20 protein-coding genes, 1 tRNA gene and 1 other RNA gene are annotated in these 16425 nt (G+C 60.9%); 11 read left to right on the forward strand and 11 right to left on the reverse strand.

The genetic code is table 11. The features are described from left to right. Positions 1–21: 21 nt before the first annotated feature. Both cysK and msrA read right to left on the reverse strand, forming a co-directional pair. The gene (gene cysK, locus GVL04_RS22835; protein WP_159708834.1) at positions 22–957 is read right to left on the reverse strand and encodes a cysteine synthase A; all 936 of its coding nucleotides are present in this window, start codon (positions 955–957) and stop codon (positions 22–24) included. Positions 958–1023: 66 nt separating this feature from the next. Next, a complete protein-coding gene (gene msrA, locus GVL04_RS22840) occupies positions 1024–1548 on the reverse strand; it encodes a peptide-methionine (S)-S-oxide reductase MsrA (RefSeq protein WP_159708836.1) in 525 nt (174 codons plus the stop codon). A 115-nt stretch (positions 1549–1663) separates the two neighbouring features. Between msrA and GVL04_RS22845 the strand changes: the two genes are divergently transcribed. Continuing rightward, positions 1664–2575, forward strand: a complete 912-nt coding sequence (locus GVL04_RS22845; protein WP_159708838.1) for a Nif3-like dinuclear metal center hexameric protein — start codon at positions 1664–1666, stop codon at positions 2573–2575. Between the two features lie 89 nt (positions 2576–2664). Beyond that, a complete protein-coding gene (locus GVL04_RS22850) occupies positions 2665–3402 on the forward strand; it encodes a zinc ribbon domain-containing protein (RefSeq protein ID WP_159708840.1) in 738 nt (245 codons plus the stop codon). A 12-nt stretch (positions 3403–3414) separates the two neighbouring features. Here the strand turns inward: GVL04_RS22850 and GVL04_RS22855 are convergent, their stop codons facing one another. Beyond that, complete coding sequence (locus GVL04_RS22855; RefSeq protein WP_159708842.1) at positions 3415–4179, reverse strand: YaaA family protein; 765 nt, start codon at positions 4177–4179, stop codon at positions 3415–3417. Positions 4180–4236: 57 nt separating this feature from the next. Here GVL04_RS22855 and rnpB point away from each other — a divergent pair. The 4 genes from rnpB to GVL04_RS22875 all read left to right on the forward strand — a co-directional run bounded on the left by rnpB (position 4237) and on the right by GVL04_RS22875 (position 7583). Then, positions 4237–4629: RNase P RNA component class A (rnpB, locus tag GVL04_RS22860), an RNA gene on the forward strand. A gap of 263 nt (positions 4630–4892) precedes the next feature. Continuing rightward, positions 4893–6380, forward strand: coding sequence for a glyceraldehyde-3-phosphate dehydrogenase (locus GVL04_RS22865; protein ID WP_159708844.1), 1488 nt, complete (start codon positions 4893–4895; stop codon positions 6378–6380). 73 nt (positions 6381–6453) lie between these two features. Beyond that, positions 6454–6663, forward strand: coding sequence for a hypothetical protein (locus GVL04_RS22870; RefSeq protein WP_159708846.1), 210 nt, complete (start codon positions 6454–6456; stop codon positions 6661–6663). Between the two features lie 119 nt (positions 6664–6782). Continuing rightward, entirely contained in the window at positions 6783–7583 is an 801-nt protein-coding gene (locus GVL04_RS22875; RefSeq protein WP_159708848.1) for an HNH endonuclease family protein, read from the forward strand. Here the strand turns inward: GVL04_RS22875 and GVL04_RS22880 are convergent. From GVL04_RS22880 to orn, 4 genes are all read right to left on the reverse strand, one after another. Further along, on the reverse strand, positions 7568–8407 hold the full coding sequence (locus tag GVL04_RS22880) for an acyltransferase domain-containing protein (protein WP_159708850.1): 840 nt from the start codon (positions 8405–8407) through the stop codon (positions 7568–7570). The two genes, GVL04_RS22875 and GVL04_RS22880, sit on opposite strands and share 16 nt — an antisense overlap. A gap of 2 nt (positions 8408–8409) precedes the next feature. Beyond that, positions 8410–8982 (reverse strand): peptide deformylase, encoded by a 573-nt coding sequence (def, locus tag GVL04_RS22885; protein ID WP_159708852.1) that lies wholly within the window; start codon positions 8980–8982, stop codon positions 8410–8412. 126 nt (positions 8983–9108) lie between these two features. Beyond that, positions 9109–9184, reverse strand: a tRNA-His gene (locus GVL04_RS22890). A 132-nt stretch (positions 9185–9316) separates the two neighbouring features. Then, a complete protein-coding gene (gene orn / locus GVL04_RS22895; RefSeq protein WP_159708854.1) occupies positions 9317–9952 on the reverse strand; it encodes an oligoribonuclease in 636 nt (211 codons plus the stop codon). Between the two features lie 147 nt (positions 9953–10099). On the opposite strand from orn, the gene mptB reads away from it, so the two are divergent. Further along, a complete protein-coding gene (mptB, locus tag GVL04_RS22900) occupies positions 10100–11656 on the forward strand; it encodes a polyprenol phosphomannose-dependent alpha 1,6 mannosyltransferase MptB (protein WP_200846939.1) in 1557 nt (518 codons plus the stop codon). Positions 11657–11662: 6 nt separating this feature from the next. On the opposite strand, the gene GVL04_RS22905 is transcribed toward mptB, so the two are convergent. Next, entirely contained in the window at positions 11663–12346 is a 684-nt protein-coding gene (locus GVL04_RS22905) for a DNA alkylation repair protein (protein WP_159708856.1), read from the reverse strand. Positions 12347–12504: 158 nt separating this feature from the next. Between GVL04_RS22905 and map the strand changes: the two genes are divergently transcribed. Further along, complete coding sequence (gene map / locus GVL04_RS22910; RefSeq protein WP_159708858.1) at positions 12505–13272, forward strand: type I methionyl aminopeptidase; 768 nt, start codon at positions 12505–12507, stop codon at positions 13270–13272. Here map and GVL04_RS22915 read toward each other — a convergent pair. The 3 genes from GVL04_RS22915 to GVL04_RS22925 all read right to left on the reverse strand — a co-directional run bounded on the left by GVL04_RS22915 (position 13269) and on the right by GVL04_RS22925 (position 15073). Next, positions 13269–13874 carry a GNAT family N-acetyltransferase gene (locus tag GVL04_RS22915; RefSeq protein WP_159708860.1) on the reverse strand — a complete coding sequence of 202 codons (606 nt, stop codon included), beginning with the start codon at positions 13872–13874 and terminating at the stop codon, positions 13269–13271. The genes map and GVL04_RS22915 overlap by 4 nt on opposite strands. Before the next feature lie 63 nt (positions 13875–13937). After that, the gene (ssb, locus tag GVL04_RS22920) at positions 13938–14507 is read right to left on the reverse strand and encodes a single-stranded DNA-binding protein (RefSeq protein ID WP_159708862.1); all 570 of its coding nucleotides are present in this window, start codon (positions 14505–14507) and stop codon (positions 13938–13940) included. Between the two features lie 254 nt (positions 14508–14761). Further along, positions 14762–15073 carry a helix-turn-helix domain-containing protein gene (locus GVL04_RS22925; protein WP_159708864.1) on the reverse strand — a complete coding sequence of 104 codons (312 nt, stop codon included), beginning with the start codon at positions 15071–15073 and terminating at the stop codon, positions 14762–14764. A gap of 132 nt (positions 15074–15205) precedes the next feature. Here GVL04_RS22925 and GVL04_RS24960 point away from each other — a divergent pair, with 132 nt between their 5' ends. The 3 genes from GVL04_RS24960 to GVL04_RS22935 all read left to right on the forward strand — a co-directional run. After that, positions 15206–15421, forward strand: coding sequence for a helix-turn-helix domain-containing protein (locus GVL04_RS24960; protein ID WP_369122339.1), 216 nt, complete (start codon positions 15206–15208; stop codon positions 15419–15421). 203 nt (positions 15422–15624) lie between these two features. Then, the gene (locus GVL04_RS22930; protein WP_159708866.1) at positions 15625–16167 is read left to right on the forward strand and encodes a hypothetical protein; all 543 of its coding nucleotides are present in this window, start codon (positions 15625–15627) and stop codon (positions 16165–16167) included. Then, positions 16164–16425, forward strand: a 262-nt coding sequence (locus tag GVL04_RS22935) for a hypothetical protein (protein ID WP_159708868.1), incomplete at its 3' end; no start/stop codon positions are given. The genes GVL04_RS22930 and GVL04_RS22935, both read left to right, overlap by 4 nt.

Here is a 16425-nt window from a genome sequence, read left to right on the forward strand (position 1 = left end):
TGAAGGCGTGCGGGCCAAGTGTCAGCCGCGGATGTCGTCGAACAGCACAGTGGAGATGTAACGCTCTCCAAAGTCACAGACGACGGCAACGATCAGCTTGCCTGCATTCTCGGGACGCTTGGCCAGCTCAAGGGCGCCCCAAACGATGGCGCCGGAGGAAATGCCGCCGAGGATGCCTTCACGGGCACCGAGTTCGCGGGCAACGCGGACTGAATCTTCCAGCGTGGCATCCAGGACTTCGTCGTAAACGTTGGTGTCCAGGATTTCCGGAACAAAGTTGGCGCCGATTCCCTGGATCTTGTGGGGGCCAGGAGCTCCACCGTTGAGGATTGCGGAGTCCTTGGGCTCGACAGCTACGATCTGTACGCCCGGCTTGCGTTCCTTCAGGACCTGGCCAACTCCGGTGATGGTACCGCCGGTACCCACGCCTGCAACAAAGATGTCCACTTCGCCGTCGGTATCATCCCAGACTTCCTCGGCAGTAGTGGTGCGGTGGATCGCAGGGTTGGCCTCATTGGCGAACTGCTGCGCCCAAATGGAGTTCTCAGTGTTGGCGACGATTTCCTGGGCCTTCTCGACGGCACCGCGCATGCCTTCGGAACCGGGCGTCAGGACAATCTCGGCACCGTAAGCGCGCAACATGACGCGACGCTCGGTGGACATGGTCTCAGGCATGGTCAGGATGACCTTGTAGCCGCGGGCTGCGCCCACCAGTGCCAGCGCGATGCCTGTGTTGCCGGAGGTACCCTCGACGATGGTTCCGCCCGGCTTCAAAGCGCCGGACTTCTCAGCGGCGTCGATGATTGCCACGCCGATGCGGTCCTTGACGCTGTTGGCCGGGTTGTAGAACTCGAGCTTGACTGCGACAGTGGCGTCGAGGCCTTCTGTCAGCCGGTTCAAACGAACCAGCGGAGTGCGGCCGACCAGCTGCGTGACGTCGTCGTAGATCCTTGCCATGAAAATTACGCCTATCTCTGAAGAGGGAATGCTGAGGTCAGCCTAACCAGCCGGATCGAAACCCCGCTAAGCAGTAAGCCATGCAGAGTAATATTTCCGGGCCTTGGCAAGCTTCGGGTTAATAATCACCTGGCAATACCCCTGGTAGGGGAACTTGGCATAGTAATTCTGGTGTACTTCCTCGGCCTCATGGAACTCCGGAAGTCGGCTGACCTCGGTCACAATCGGATCGGACCAGAGTGCCTGGGCGCGTCCGATGGCTTCTTCGAACAGCACTTTTTCTTCCGTGGTTGTATAAAACATCGATGACCGGTACTGGGTGCCGACGTCGTAGCCCTGCCGGTTCAAAGTGGTGGGGTCGTGAAGTGCGAAGAACATGTCCAGGATGACCGTCTCCGGAACAACGGCTTCGTCGAACGTCACAGCCACGACTTCGGCATGACCTGTGGTTCCCGAGCAGACCTCGTAGTAATCAGGATTGCGGACGTGGCCGCCGGTGTAGCCGGAGACCACGGAGCTGACGCCACGGGTTTTCTGGTAAACCGCGTCCAGGCACCAGAAGCAGCCGCCGCCAAGTACAAAAGTTTTCATGTTCTCTTCAATGGATCGGAGGGCTTGATGATTCCCGCTTCACCTTACGGGAGAATTACGGCCACTGGCATGTGCCGAATCAGCCTGATCCAGCGCCGTAGGGAAGAATAAGGGTATGGAAGCAGTAAACACTGACATTTCTGATGCGGATTCCGTCGAAGAAGACGAAACAGTTGAAGCCGGCGGTGATCCAACGCTTGGTCAGGTGTTGTTGGCTGTCGAGGAACTCTGGCCGGAGTCGCTGGCAGAAGACTGGGACGAAGTTGGCCTTGTTGTCGGCCGCCCCACTGTTCCGGTCACTAAAGTGCTCTTTGCCGTAGATCCCACGTTGGCCGTGATTGACGAAGCCATTGAGTGGGGCGCTGAACTTCTGATTACCCACCATCCTTTGCTCCTCAAAGGCGTGAATTCCGTGGCTGCCACGTCCGCCAAGGGCCTGGCCGTCCATCGTTTGATCGAGGCTGGTACAGGCCTTCTGACCGTACACACCAATGGCGATTCAGCCGTCGGGGGAGTGTCGGACGTCCTTGCCGACGCGTTCGGCTTGGATAACGTGGAGCCGCTGACCCGTGCGGCCAACGGATTGCCGGAAGAAGGCATCGGCCGGGTCGGTGATCTTCCGGAGCTCGAGACACTCGGTGATTTCGCGGCACGCGTCTTTGAAATGCTGCCCGCGGTTGCCGGAGGCGTTCGAGTGGCCGGAGACAAAGACGGACTGGTGCGGCGGGTGGCCGTCTGTGGTGGTGCGGGAGATAGCTTGTTCGACGCCGTCCGGGCCAGCCATGCGGACGTGTACGTGACGGCCGACATGCGCCACCACCCGGCGTCTGAAGCCCGCGAAGGTGCTGCTAACGGACGGCCCTACCTGATCGACGTTTCGCACTTTGCCAGTGAATGGCTGTGGCTGCCTGCCGCTGCCGAAGCACTGGGCAACGTGCTCGCGGACCAAGGCTACGACGTTGAAATCCGTGTCAGCAGCACCAACAGTGATCCTTGGGACTTCATACTCACTCCCGGCGGGGACTAGAGTCTAGAAGGACATGGACAGCCTCAACAGATAGAGGCCGTCCGGCCGTGACTGATACCCGGTTCCGGCGGCGACAAGCGGAGGTAAGCGTGGCGAAAGCAGCACCGGCAGAACAATTGAAATTGCTTGAACTGCAGGGGCTGGATGCCAAGCTGAAGTCGTTGGCGGGCCGTCGGAAGGTTTTGGAAACGGACCCCCGCATCACCGACCTCACAGATGCCCTCAGCGTCGCCAATGGTGAGCTGGGAGCGGCCAAGGTTGCAGTCCACGATGCCGAGGCCGAACTGCGCCGTGCGGAAGCTGACGTGGAACAGGTTGCCACCCGTATTGAACGCGACGAGACCAGGCTCAACAGCGGCACTGGTCTGTCCAAGGACCTGGTCGCGTTGCAGAATGACATTGCCTCGCTCAACAAACGCCGCTCGGACCTTGAGGACGTTGAGCTCGAAATCCTGGAGCGACTGGACACGCTTCGTGAGCGGCAAGCAGCACAGCAGGCGATCGTTGACGACATCCAAGGCTCCTTCGGCAGCATCCGTGCTGAACTCGATGAAGCCATTGCTGAAATCGCTGCTGAAGAAACTGTGGTTCGAGGACAGCGGGCAGCGTTCGCCGATTCCCTGGACGGGGGAGTGCTCGCCGTCTACGAGAAGACCATAGCCAAGCGTGGTGTCGGTGCCGCCCGGCTGTTCCATGGGAAGTCCGAGGGGTCGGGCATGATGCTCAGCCCCGGTGACCTGGCCGAAGTCAAGGCCGCTGCTGAAGACGACATCGTCTTCTGCCCGGACTCCGGGGTCATCCTGGTCCGTTCGGCTGAGTGGAACTAACCGGACCCTACGTCAGCTGGACAGGATGATGTTGAGGGCGTGCGGCTTCCGGGCCGTGCCCTCAACGAGCTCCGCAGTCCAGACTTCGCCGGTGGCCTTCAGGAGCTGATCCGGAGTTGCCGGCGCCTTGCCGCGCCTCGTCAGGAGGTGCCGCGCCAGCTCGCCACGCGTGTGCTTGGCGAAGTGGCTCACAACAGTCCGCTTGCCGTTTGCTTCGTTAAAGACATTGACGTTTATGGTCTGCGCCGTGGGGGGAGCCCATGCAGCGGCGTAAGTGCTGGAGCGGCAATCCACCAGGAGTTGACCCTCGGCGCGTGAGGCGAGGGCGGCGTTAAGTTGCGGCTTCCAATAAGAGGCGAGGCGTCCGACGTCGGGCAGGGCGGTTCCCATGGACAGCCGGTAGGCGGGTACATGGTCACCGAAGCCGATGGCGCCCCAGAGGGCGGAAACCACAAGGATCGACTCGGTCGCCTTACGGCGCTGGGTAGTCGTCATGGTGTTGTAACCCAGGGCATCGTAGAGAACCCCCGAATAGACCTGGTGTGCCGGCGCTGCAGGTTCCGAATGGAGCCGGGTATTGCGTTCGACGTCGTCGCGCAGCGAAGCGCCGACGCCCAACAATGCGAGTGCGTCCTCGTGCGCGCTCACGGTACCCAAAGCTTCCAGTACCTTGGCCCGATAAGGGTTCAATTCCGGAAAGCTGAGTGACTCCCATTCGATGGCGGGACCTTTGGGAGCGGGGGTCTTGCCTTCGGAAGGCGGCAGCAGAATCAGCACCAGTCGATATTACCGGGGACTTTGGCCGGTCCCAACGCCGGTAGACTGGACGGCGGATGGGTCGACCAGGCGGTCGCGAGTCACGAAAGTGGCTCGAGGAACGTCCGGGCTCCGCAGAGCAGGGTGGTGGGTAACGCCCACTCGGGGTAACCCGCAGGCCAGTGCCACAGAGAACAGACCGCCTGCGTTGTGTGATGTTTTTCATCGCACAGCAGCAGGTAAGGGTGAAACGGTGGTGTAAGAGACCACCAGCTCCCTGGGTGACCGGGGAGGCTAGGTAAACCCCACCCGGAGCAAGGCCAGACAGGACACGTTTGAGGGCTGCTCGCCCGAGTGTCCGGGTAGGCTGCTGGAGGGCGTCGGCAACGGCGTTCGTAGATGGATGGCCGCCACTCCCTTTCCGGCAACGGAAGGGGATGACAGAACCCGGCGTATCGGTCGACCCATCCATTTATGACTGCCGCAAAACCGGCGTGTGAGTGATTTCACGCCCCCGGGCGGCCTATGATCCTTCCTTGCGCCTTAGAATGGTTACTGAACGTAGATGTTCTGCCGCCGGGACTGCGTTCGCAGCCGGCGGATTTTCTTTGCTCTCGTTCAAGGCGCTGTGGGTGGACCGAAGCCCGCCGGCGCATGTGCCGCAGGACTACTCCGGGCGGCCGCTGCCATCTGCATACGAGGACGTATGTGGTTGACCCAAGGAAGGTAGTTCTGTGAGCCAGACGTCAGATTCTTGTCTTGATAAGTGGATGGGCCGGGAGGCTCTCGCCGAGGCCATGATTCCGGTGATCGGCCGGTTGTACCGGGAAAACAACGTGGTCACCAGCATCCACGGCCGCAGCCTGATCAACAAGTCCACCATGAACATCCTCAAGGCGCACCGCTTTGCCCGCCGGATGAGCAACCACGAGCTCCTGCTCGAAGAGACCGCACCCCTGCTGAACGCCCTGTCGGAGCTGGAACTCGGCGCAGCAGCCATTGATATTGCACGCTTGACGGAGAAGTTCCGGGCCGAAGGCAATGGCGCCTCCCTGGATGAGTACCTGCGTGCCGAGCTCGCTGAGATCGTGGGAAAGCGCGGCGCTGACGACCGCACCAGCACCGACGTCGTTCTTTACGGCTTTGGCCGCATCGGCCGTCTCCTGGCCCGCATCCTTATTGAGAAGGCCGGCGGCGGCCACGGCCTGCGACTCCGCGCCATCGTGGTGCGCAAGGGCGCTGAGAACGATCTCGTGAAGCGTGCCAGCCTGCTGCGCCGCGACTCCGTGCATGGTTCCTTCGAAGGCACCATCCGCGTGGACGAGGAAGCCAACACCATCACCGCCAACGGCGTACAGGTCCAGGTCATCTACTCGGACAACCCCGCCACCGTGGACTACACGGCCTACGGCATCAAGGATGCCCTGGTAGTGGACAACACAGGCCGCTGGCGCGACGCCGATGGCCTTTCCCAGCACCTGCAGAGCAAGGGCGTTGCCCGCGTCCTGCTCACCGCGCCGGGCAAGGGTGACCTCAAGAACATCGTTCACGGCATCAACCACAAGGACATCGCGGATGAGGACAAGATCGTCACCGCAGCATCCTGCACCACCAATGCCATTACGCCGGTGCTGAAGGCCATCAACGACAAGTTCGGCATCATTCACGGCCATGTGGAAACGGTTCACTCGTTCACGAACGACCAGAACCTGATCGACAACTTCCACAAGGGTGATCGCCGCGGCCGCTCCGCAGCTTTGAACATGGTTATCACCGAGACCGGCGCCGCCAAGGCTGTAGCCAAGGCGCTCCCGGAACTGCAGGGCAAGCTGACCGGCAACGCCATCCGCGTTCCGACGCCGGATGTTTCCATGGCCATCCTGAACCTCAACCTTGAAAAGGGCACTACCCGGGATGAGGTCAACGACTTCCTCCGCGAAATGTCCTTGCACTCGGATCTTCGCAAGCAGATCGATTACATCGATTCTCCCGATGTTGTTTCCACCGACTTCGTTGGCTCACGCCGTGCGGGCATTGTTGATGGCCTCGCCACGATCTCCAATGACAAGAACCTCGTACTGTACGTCTGGTACGACAACGAGTTCGGTTACTCCTGCCAGGTAGTCCGCGTCATGGAGGAAATGGCCGGCGTCAACCCGCCGTCGTTCCCGGCCCGGGACGTCGTGGCTCCTATCGCAGTGCTTGAAACGGCCGGAGCCTAGGCACCCGGAAGTATTCTCGGGTTTCCCGGCTGTGTCACTGGTATCAGCCGGGAAACCTGACCAAAATGGGTTCATGGAAAATGAATCAACGCTTGAACACGAGACCACGCTGGAACACGCGCTGGACGTGGCCCGCGCCAATCATAAGCAAGCTCAAAAGCTCTTGGATCAAGCCGTTGCGGCCAACTCCGCTGGCGACGTCACTGACCAACGGGTGGAGCAACTGCGGGGGCTCCTCGCGGTAGCAGCGGAGGACCTCCAGCGCGTGATGCGCGAGCAATAATCCAGAGATTTGCCTTCACCACAGTGTGACTTCTCCTACACACTGTGGATACCGGCTCTGACTGTCGGGGCCTTGTCCTACGCTCTTAGGACGAGCCTGCCCCCACTGGATGGAGTCCCTTGAGCATCACCTGGTCTGCCTATAAACGCGCCCGGCGCAGATCCCGACAAGCATGGACAATTCTTGGCCTGGCCGCCGCGACCCTCGTGGCCGGGCTTTCGTGGGTTTTCACCACAGGCCAATTCACTGCGGCAGATCCGTGGGTCGCGGGGCCAAGCGAAGCCCCTGTCTACGACCCTGCCTGGATGAAGCCCATCCGCGGCGCTGCCCCAGTGGCTGCCGAAAAAGCGGCCGATGCCTTGGAGCGGCTGCAGGTTAAGCGCAGGGCTGCGAAAACGGACTACGACAGGGCTGCTTTCGGGCAGGCATGGGCCGATGCCGACAGAAACGGGTGCGATACCAGAAACGATATCCTGCGTCGGGATCTCAAGGCCGTCGAGTTCACGGAGGGATCTTCGTGCAAGGTAGCTGGCGGCAGCCTCCAGGAGCCATACACCGGAGCGCAGGTGTCCTTCCGGAGGGGCCAGGACACCAGTTCAGCCGTTCAAATCGATCACGTTGTTGCCTTGGCGGACGCGTGGCAGAAAGGCGCGCAGCAGCTTACTCTGCAGCAGCGGCAGATGTTCGCGAACGATCCCTTGAACTTGATTGCCGCTGACGGTCCCGCGAACGTCAAGAAGGGCGCAGGAGACGCCGCGACGTGGCTGCCGGCAAATAAGAACTTCCGCTGCCACTACGTCGCCCGGCAGATCTCGGTGAAGACTGCCTACAAGCTGTGGGTGACACAGGCAGAGAAAGACGCCATGAAGGGTGTCCTTTCCTCCTGCCCCGATCAGCAGACCATCTACAGTGCCAGGTGACCGTGCCCCAACTGCCAGGTGCCGCCGTCGTCGATCCTTTCCAGGACCACACGCTGGAGTGAGGTGTCCCGGGGGAGCCTGTCCAAGTCCTGTAGCCCGCGTTGCCGGAACGTGAAGTACACGGCATCTGTTGGGGCGTCCGTGCAGCGATCCAGCGTGAAGCGCCGGGCAAAGGAAGCAATATTGCTTTCCGGGAGCCGGTCCGCGAGGTAGGGATCCAGCATCCAGGAATCACACGTGGCAACAGCTGCTTGTTTATCCGGGAAATAGCGGGCGAAGAACAGGCGGGCCTCGGCCAAGCTGGCATCCACCAAGGCGGGGGAGAGCCCGCCATCTTCGGGAATATGGACGCCGAGTACCCAGCGCTGGTCCTCCGCTGGGGTACCGGCTTGACTGGTTTCCTCCGGGCTGCGGACCAGATGGAACTGCAACCGGCCCAGCCTGAACAGATTCCCTGCCATGTGTAGGGTCAGCCAACCCCAGGTATCAAGGCCAAAACGTCCGTGGACCCGGCGGTTGATCCGGAGCTGCAGGCCCATGTCGGCCAAGGACGCCGCGGATACCTCCGGACTGATTCCAAGGTGCAGATGGTGGGTGTGAACGGCTGGGGCGAAGCGGAGCAGTGCTTCGATCCATACGGTCTCGCTGGCGTTGTCTTCCCTGATGCTGTCCAGGGGAAAGGTTCCGAGGCGTTGCTCCAGGGCTGCCATGGACCGCAGCACGGATTCATCGGGCGGCGTAGCCAGCAGGCGGGCGCATTCTTCCGCGTCGGCGCCAGTGATGTCCAAGAGCTCGAAAAGTTCGGTATGCGTGCTGGCTGCCATGCTCAGTGTCCGAAAGGATCGGGGTCGACGCCGGGCATCCAGGTCAGGCCTGGCACGCCCCAACCATTTTTCTTGGCTTGCTTGAGCGCCTTCTTTGAATACCTGTCCACGAGCCGGTTGACGTAAAGCTTGCCGTCCAGGTGGTCGAACTCATGTTGCAGGATCCTGGCGAACCAACCAGTCGCTTCAAAGTCCACTGGGTTGCCATTGCCATCGAAGCCTTGAACCCGGGTCCATTCAGCCCGCTGCAGGGGGTAGTACTCACCCGGGAAGGAAAGACACCCTTCCACGTGCTCGTCCGGGTCCGGGAGTGCTCCTGAGACTTTGGAGAGAGTCAGAACCGGGTTGACCACGACACCCTGCTCCGGGACGTCGTCATCATTGGCGTACTTGTAGACGAAGAGTCGCTTACCCACACCGATCTGGGGGGCGGCAAGCCCAACCCCATTCGCCGCATCGTTGGTCTCGAACATATCCGCGATCAGGGTGCGGAGTTCGTCGTCGAAAGCCTCGACTTCGCTTGCCCGACGGTGCAAAACAGGTTCGCCCCAAATGGTGACTGGCAGGACGGTCATGTCAGTTCTTCCTTTGTCGATCGCTGAAGTCCGGAGCGGTGCTGGTCCGCATTCGGGTTAAAAGCAAAGGCCGCACCGGATAACCGGTACGGCCTTTGTGGAAACCGGCTCTGAAGCCAATCTCGGTGGGGTGAGCTACGGGGGTTGAACCCGCGACCTCCTGGACCACAACCAGGCGCTCTGCCAACTGAGCTAAGCCCACCATGTGCCTTTTGGGGCTGAACCGTTTGACCGGCTTTCCTTCAAGGCAACGACAAATAGCTTACCTGCTGTTTTGGGGTGCAAAGTCCACTTTTGCCGGTTTTGGCGAAAAAACCTTGAAAAATGGTGCAGATCACACCTTTTCGTTGGATCCCAAGGTCTCGGCGGTGGCAATGATGTCCTTGGAAATGCGCTGTGCTGTTGCGGTGTCCGGCCCGGGGGCGGCTACGAAGACAGCTTCCCGGTAGTAGCGAAGCTCGTCGATCGAGTCCTTGATGTCGCCCAGGGCGCGGTGGCCGCCGTGCTTGGCCGGTGACTGGAAGTAGGCGCGCGGGAACCAGCGGCGTGAGAGTTCTTTGATGGTGCTGACGTCTATCACGCGGTAGTGGAGGTGCTCGACGATGTTCGGCATGTCCCTGGCAAGGAACATCCGGTCCGTTCCCACTGAATTGCCACCAAGAGGAGCCTTGCGGGGATCCGGCACCCACTTCTCGATGTACTCAAGGACCTGGGCTTCCGCCTCTGCCATGGTCTTCCCATGGGGCAGTTCGTCAAGGAGCTTGGAGCGCGTATGCATGTCCCGCACAAAATCGTTCATTTGTTCCAGTGCGGCATCGTCCGGCTTGATGACGACGTCGACGCCGTCACCCAGGATGTTGAGCTCGGAATCCGTCACCAGCGCCGCAACCTCGATGAGGGCGTCGTTCTTGAGGTCCAAGCCGGTCATTTCGCAGTCGATCCACACGATGCGTTCATTAGTAATAGGCACGCGCCCAGCCTATCCTTCAGGCGCTTCCAAGTACTCCGATGGTACGATTTTTGAGCGCGGCAGTGTCGTTTCTTCCTGCTGCGGAAAGCCCCAAAGACGCTGAATTTGTCCCGAACACACCCGGGCGAACGATTGGATGACGACCACATGACGGTGCCAGTACCCGCCGCCCAGAAGGCAGGGACAGCAGCGCCGACGGCGGATGCTGCAGCCAGCGAGGTAGATAACGCACGTTCGCCATTGATCGCCGGTTTTATCGGATCAATGTTCATGATGTTCGGCTCTTTGGGCGTTGGCTGGCTCGCCCCGGTCTCCGAACTTCGGCGGCTGCCCCTCTTTATCTGGATGCGTACCGAAGGCGTTGGCGTGGCAGTGTCGATTGTCCTGCTGGCCGTAGGAGGCATGCTGCTCGTCCGGGCCTGGCTCCGTCTAGGCCAGCGTGTCCGGGTGTGGGGACTGGAAGCACGCAAGGCAACGCTTCAGGCGGTGGTGGCTTGGGGGCTGCCCATGATGTTCACGGTTCCCCTCTTCAGCAGGGACGTTTACGCCTACATCGGTCAGGGCCGATTGATGGTCGAAGGCATCAATCCCTATGAGAACGGGATCTCAGCACTTCCCAACTACTTCCAACTGGGCGCAGACAAGATGTGGACCGAAGCGCCGGTGCCCTACGGTCAGCTGTTCCTGTGGATTGAGCAGTTCGTCGTCTGGGTCACAAACGTTCAACCAGAAGCAAGCATCATGCTCTTCCGGCTGGTGGCCCTCGTGGGCATTGTTCTCTGCATCATCTATGTACCGAAGTTGGCGGAGCTTCACGGAGTCAATCCGCACAGGGCGCTGTGGCTGACAGCTGCAAACCCGCTCTTCCTGACCAACTTCATTGCCAGCGTCCACAATGACGCACTCATGATCGGACTGGCCCTCGCAGGCTTGTACTACTGTGCAACGCGCCGTGTGATCTTGGGGATTGTATTGGTGACCCTGTCCATCTCCGTCAAGCCCATCACCATCGTTTTCCTTCCGTTCATCGGACTCTTGTGGGCAGGCAAGGGAGCTTCCTGGCCCCGGAAGTTCGTCTTCTGGTTCCTGACAGCCGGGCTGAGTTTTGGACTGCTGTATGCCATGAGCATGGTCAATGGCTTCGGGTTCGGTTGGATCAATGGCCTGTCAGCTCCCGGAAGTGTGTGGATCTGGTATGCACCCATCGGTCTGATCGGGCTGGTTGTGGCCTCGATTTTCAACGTCTTTGGTCTGGACGGATGGGGCATGGCCAAGTGGGTTTACGACGCCGGTAAGGTCCTCATGGTGGGTGCCATCGCCTGGCAGGTCTTCCGTGGGGATTACGACCGCCTGATGCGCCGCCTCACGCTGGCATTTGCGGCCATTGTCCTGCTGGCGCCGATGATCCAGTCCTGGTACGTGGTGTGGCTGATACCGCTCTTTGCGGTGACGGGTATCCGCAATGACTGGCAAGTTAAGGCCGTCTACTTCGTTGTCTCATTCTTCATGGTCTACGCGATCTCGGACCAACTGGATGTTTTCCCATACCTTCAGAGTGAAGACCTGGGTCTCGCGCTGACGCTGGCGCGGAACGCGGCCGCGATCATCGCCCTACTCTTTGCCGTCTACCTGATCTTCGTGGATCCGAAAACCAAGAGCTTGTTCCGCAAGCGTGACGAACCCGGCTTGCGCCCGATCATCTGAGCAGAGTCAGCGCGACGACAACAATCGCGTCGCTTCACGGGTGGACAACGGGCTAAGTGCACTTGCATTGTCGGCAGCATAAGAACGGACCCATTCAGGGTCTGTTTTGCTGTATTCGCGCAGCGCCCAACCGATGGCCTTGCGGATGAAGAATTCCTTGTCGGGCAGGTTGGGTTTGATGACGGCGGCCAGCAAACTGGGGTCGGTCATGGACTTTGCCCCGAGCTGGGCAGTGATGGCTGCCCTCCGGACCCACATGTCGTTGTCCTCGGCCCACTGAAGCAGCAGGGTGGTCATGATGGTCCTGTGCGCAAGCAGCAGCGCACAGATCCGGTGGGAGACACCGTCAACCAGGTCCCACCACGCGCCGGTGCGGATTATTTCCTCGTAAACCGGCAGCATGTCCAGATCTTCCTTGACCAAGCGCAAGCCCGTCAGGTCGATGGCTGCGTATCGCTCCTCCCGCGCATCTGCCTCGCGCCACAACTGAAGGACGGCGCGCCGCAGCTCCTCAGGCGATGAAACCGGGAACTCTTTTGCTGCGGCCTTGACGATTCTGCGCACCTCCGGAACCCGGACACCGTGTGAAGGCATCTCCGACTTCATGTAGGCCTGGGCGCCCATGGCCCTTTCAGCGTCACCCGCCGAGCGGAGCGTGGAACGGATTGACTGCACGAGATCCTGGGGCATGCCACAACTTTAGGGCCGCTGCTTGGCTGCTGGGACACCGGAGCCGACGAAACGCCCTCCCACGCGTTGATTGGCCGTCGTAGAGTGGGCAGAGTGGCGGCATTTCTTTGCGCCAGTTAAATGCCGCCCCTGAACGCACGTCCAATGGAGGACCCCTGATGTCAATGCTGAAATCCCCGGCTCAAATTGCACTCATGCGGGAGGCCGGCCGGGTGGTGGCCAACGCACTGGAAGCTGTTAAGGAACACGCCGCTGTCGGCGTTTCGCTGAAAGAGCTGGACGACGTCGCAGCGGCAGTAATTTCCGACGCCGGTGCAAAGCCCGCCTTCCTCGACTATCACCCGCGTTGGGCGGCTGTGCCGTTTCCCGGTGTGATTTGTACCAGCGTCAACGACGCCGTGGTGCACGGAATCCCGAACGGGTACGTCCTTGAAAACGGCGATCTACTCAGCGTTGACTGTGGCGCCTTCCTGGAAGGCTGGTGCGGCGACGCGGCCATCAGCTTCGTTGTGGGGGAGGGCGATGCGTTGGACCTGGAACTCATCGCCGCGACAGAAGCCGCGCTGGCCCGGGGCATCGAGGCCGCTCGTACGGGCAACAAAATGGGTGACCTCGCCTACGCCATTGGTGTTGAGGCCAAACGTGCTGGCTACGGTTTGCTGGCCGATCATGGCGGGCACGGCATCGGCCGGACCATGCACGCAGAACCACCTGTCCCCAATATCGGACGGCCAGGGCGGGGTATGAAACTCGAAGAGGGTTTGGTCATCGCCATAGAACCCATGTTGATTCTTGGCGGCAAAGACGACTACTACCACGATGAGGACGAGTGGACCCTTCGTTCGGCGAACGGGCGCAGGGCTGCCCACAGCGAGCACACCGTTGCGATCACGGCAGAAGGTCCTATGGTTCTGACGTTTCCCTAGCCGGGAGTGTGACCCTTCTTGAGCTGCACTACTGGCCGGCCTGGAACGGACTCGGACACCGGCCTGAATCCGGCAGCAACGAAAAGGGAAAGGGTGCCGTGATAGAGATCCGATGCCGTCGCCCTGGTCCTCAATTCTGTATCGACGGGGTAGGCCTCGATCACTTCCGCGCCGTGGTTGAAGGCGTGGTTTACGGCTGCGGCCAGCAGGGCGGATGACACCCCTGTACGCCGATGGCTCGGGGCGACGACGAAACAACCAACCGCCCAAAGGCCGTTGTCGTCTTGGCACCCCTGACGTTCTGTCCCGAGGACGCGAGATCGCTTCAGCCGTGGGTAACTTGCCCGGGGTTCGACAGCGCACCAGCCAACTGGATGGCCATCCCTGAACGCCAGGACGCCCGGCGCAGGACCTGTATGGAAGGCTGACTTCAGCAGTTCCTTGCGATCATCCGGTGTTGTGGTGGTCCACTCCTTGCCGGAAAGGGCGAACCACCGGCACCAACACCGTGATGGCTCGCCCTTGGTTCCGAACAGTTCCTCAACAGCTGCCCAGGAAGCAGGAGCGGTATCAAGCTTGGAGGCTGCATCGTACTGTGCCATGGACCCACAATAGGCCTCACACGCAGGGCTGGTCCTGCGAGCCCGGGGACCCTGGCTCAGAGTTCAAGCGCCGGCACCCACCAGTTCGCCCGTTGTTGTGTTCACCATCAACGGGCCATTGCCTTCAGGATCATCCACCCCGGATGCTGCAGACTCGTCTTCCGGGGGAGCTTGCTCCTCGTCGTCGGCCTCCCATTCGCTGCTGCCACCAGGATTGCCTGGCGCCTCATGGGACGGAGCCGCATCTCCGGACACAGCGTCTGCAGGAGCCGAGGCGGCGTTCATGCGGGTGAAGTTGGCGGAGCCCCACATGAGGTCATGGCCCACGGATTCGGCATCGATTTCCGCTACGTGATAAACGCGCCCTTCATGCTCCCACTGCCGCAACCTGAGCTTTCCGGCGACCAAGACGCGCTGCCCCTTTTTCACGCTGCATCCCACGTGCCCGGCAAGGTAGCGGAACGACTGCACCGTATACCAGTTGGTGTTGCCATCCACCCAAGTGTTGGTGGCGCGGTCATAGCGGCGCTCCGTGGTCCCCAGACGGAACGAAGCTGTGGCCGTACCCCGCGTAGTTGTGGAACTCTTGACCTCCGAGGCCACGAAGCCCCGGACGGTGATCATGTCATTCATTGTGGTCCTTCTCGATGTAGGGAAGTGCCTGTCCGGCTCCTTCAGCTTCATCCAGCGGAGACGGGGAAGGGAGTGTCACATCCGGCTATGTGAATAAACCCCGGCTAAAGGCTGGTGTGGAGGAGCAGAGACAAATGGCGCGGGGATGGCAAGCGTCCGGCCCGCAGCACTGTAAACTCTTTGTGGCGCCAGCGACCCACGTCGGTGATGGCGCCAGTGCGCCCCAGTAGCTCAGGGGATAGAGCAGCGGCCTTCTAATCCAAAGGTGGGCGCTTCCCTCTGCGAATTTCCACGGGGTGTTCCACCCCTCCGCCTCCGCCGTCTCCGGTGGGGGCTTTTCCTGTCTTGAGCCAATCAACATCGACATCACAAATGACTGCCCAGGCGTTGATAACAAGCTTGCCCGGGACGGTGACGCCGCGCTCGTAGTTCGAAACGGTCGCTCGGCTGACGCCGAGCTCTACGGCAATGTCTGCCTGTTCGAGGTTCTTAAGCTCTCGCGCTAGGCGTAGCCGGTCTTTCAACTGAAATTCCGGTACCCGACTGTGCAAGGTTTCGATGGTCATGTGTCAAAGCTATGTCACAGACAAAGCTTTGTCTAGTAGCCAAATGACACGGAACTCAAAAGTATTGCCCCACGTCAGAGCGTGATAGGTGCAAACAATTGACATATGCCAACTCTGAGGTACCTTTGACATATGTCAACTACTGAAGCAGGCCTAATCACAACGGCACAGGCGTCTGAGGCTTCCGGCAGGAGCTGGCGAAGCATCATCCGCTTGGTGGAAAAGGGCGACCTAAAGCCCGCGCAAAAGCTACCAGGGCTCCGGGGCGCGTACCTCTTCAAGCCTTCGGACATTGAAGCCCTCAGCGATGGCTCACCTAAGCGCCAGCGCTCGCAGCTTTCACTCTGAGCGCCCAATAAAGTTCCTGCGCGGCGATTGCTCCCCCAACGGTCGCCGCGCAGGACCCCCTCTTTCCTGACGGGCAAAGAACCTCAGGGCAGCAAAAGGCGATCCAGTGCCATTCCGCCAAGAAAACCACTGGATCGCCTACTTCCATCCACGAAGCCGGCCGCCTTTGGCGCGCCTGCATCTAGACGAAAGTGAGTGTACCAATGAACGACTCGCACGAATCCAGGTCATCCGAAACCCCTAACGTTTTGGACCTCCCGCGACGCGCCTACTTTGGTGCCCAAGACCGCGCACACCTGGCAGGCCGGACCATCAACGGGCAGGGCGGCCCGACTGACCTGCAGACCATAGAAGCTGCTCGCCGCGTCGCGCTCGCCGAAACGCTGCGGAAGCGGGCCGACGACGTCGTTACCGGGATCCGCTCCCTGCGCTCGCTGGATGTCACAGGGCACACCGAGGCCGGCCTGTCTCACCTGGCGGAAACCGTCCGCGATATGGATCTCGCATTCGAGAACCTGCGCGCCGACGTCGAGAGGTCACTCGAGAAGATCCGCACCCGCCGCGACGCCGTCGACTCTATGCGCGAAGCGACTAAGGCCGAACTGCAGGCGATCGAGCTGCAGGCCGCGACGCCGCCGATTACACGCCGCGAGGTAGACACTGCCCTCGACAGCTTCGCCGTCGTCAACCGGGCACCGTCGCCCGCGATCGTTGCCGCTGCAGGCCGGAAGGGTGGCCGAGCATGAGCGCCAAGACCAGCGCCGAAGTATTCATCCAGCCGAAGAACTCCCGCCCGCTCAAGCGGACCGCGACCGTCCACTATGCGAATCAGGTCGAATTGCGCCGGCAGATCGAGGCATACGCCGCGACCGTATGGAGCGCCAAAAAGGTGCACGTAGACACCAGCTCGAAAGAGATCCTGGTCGACGGGAAACCCGTCGCAAACTACGCCCTGCACATCGCTGGGCAGCCGGCCCCCGAAACGCCGGTAGTTCCCACCACGC

Source organism: Arthrobacter sp. 18067 (assembly GCF_902706295.1).
In the GTDB taxonomy this organism is placed as follows: Bacteria; Actinomycetota; Actinomycetes; order Actinomycetales; family Micrococcaceae; genus Arthrobacter.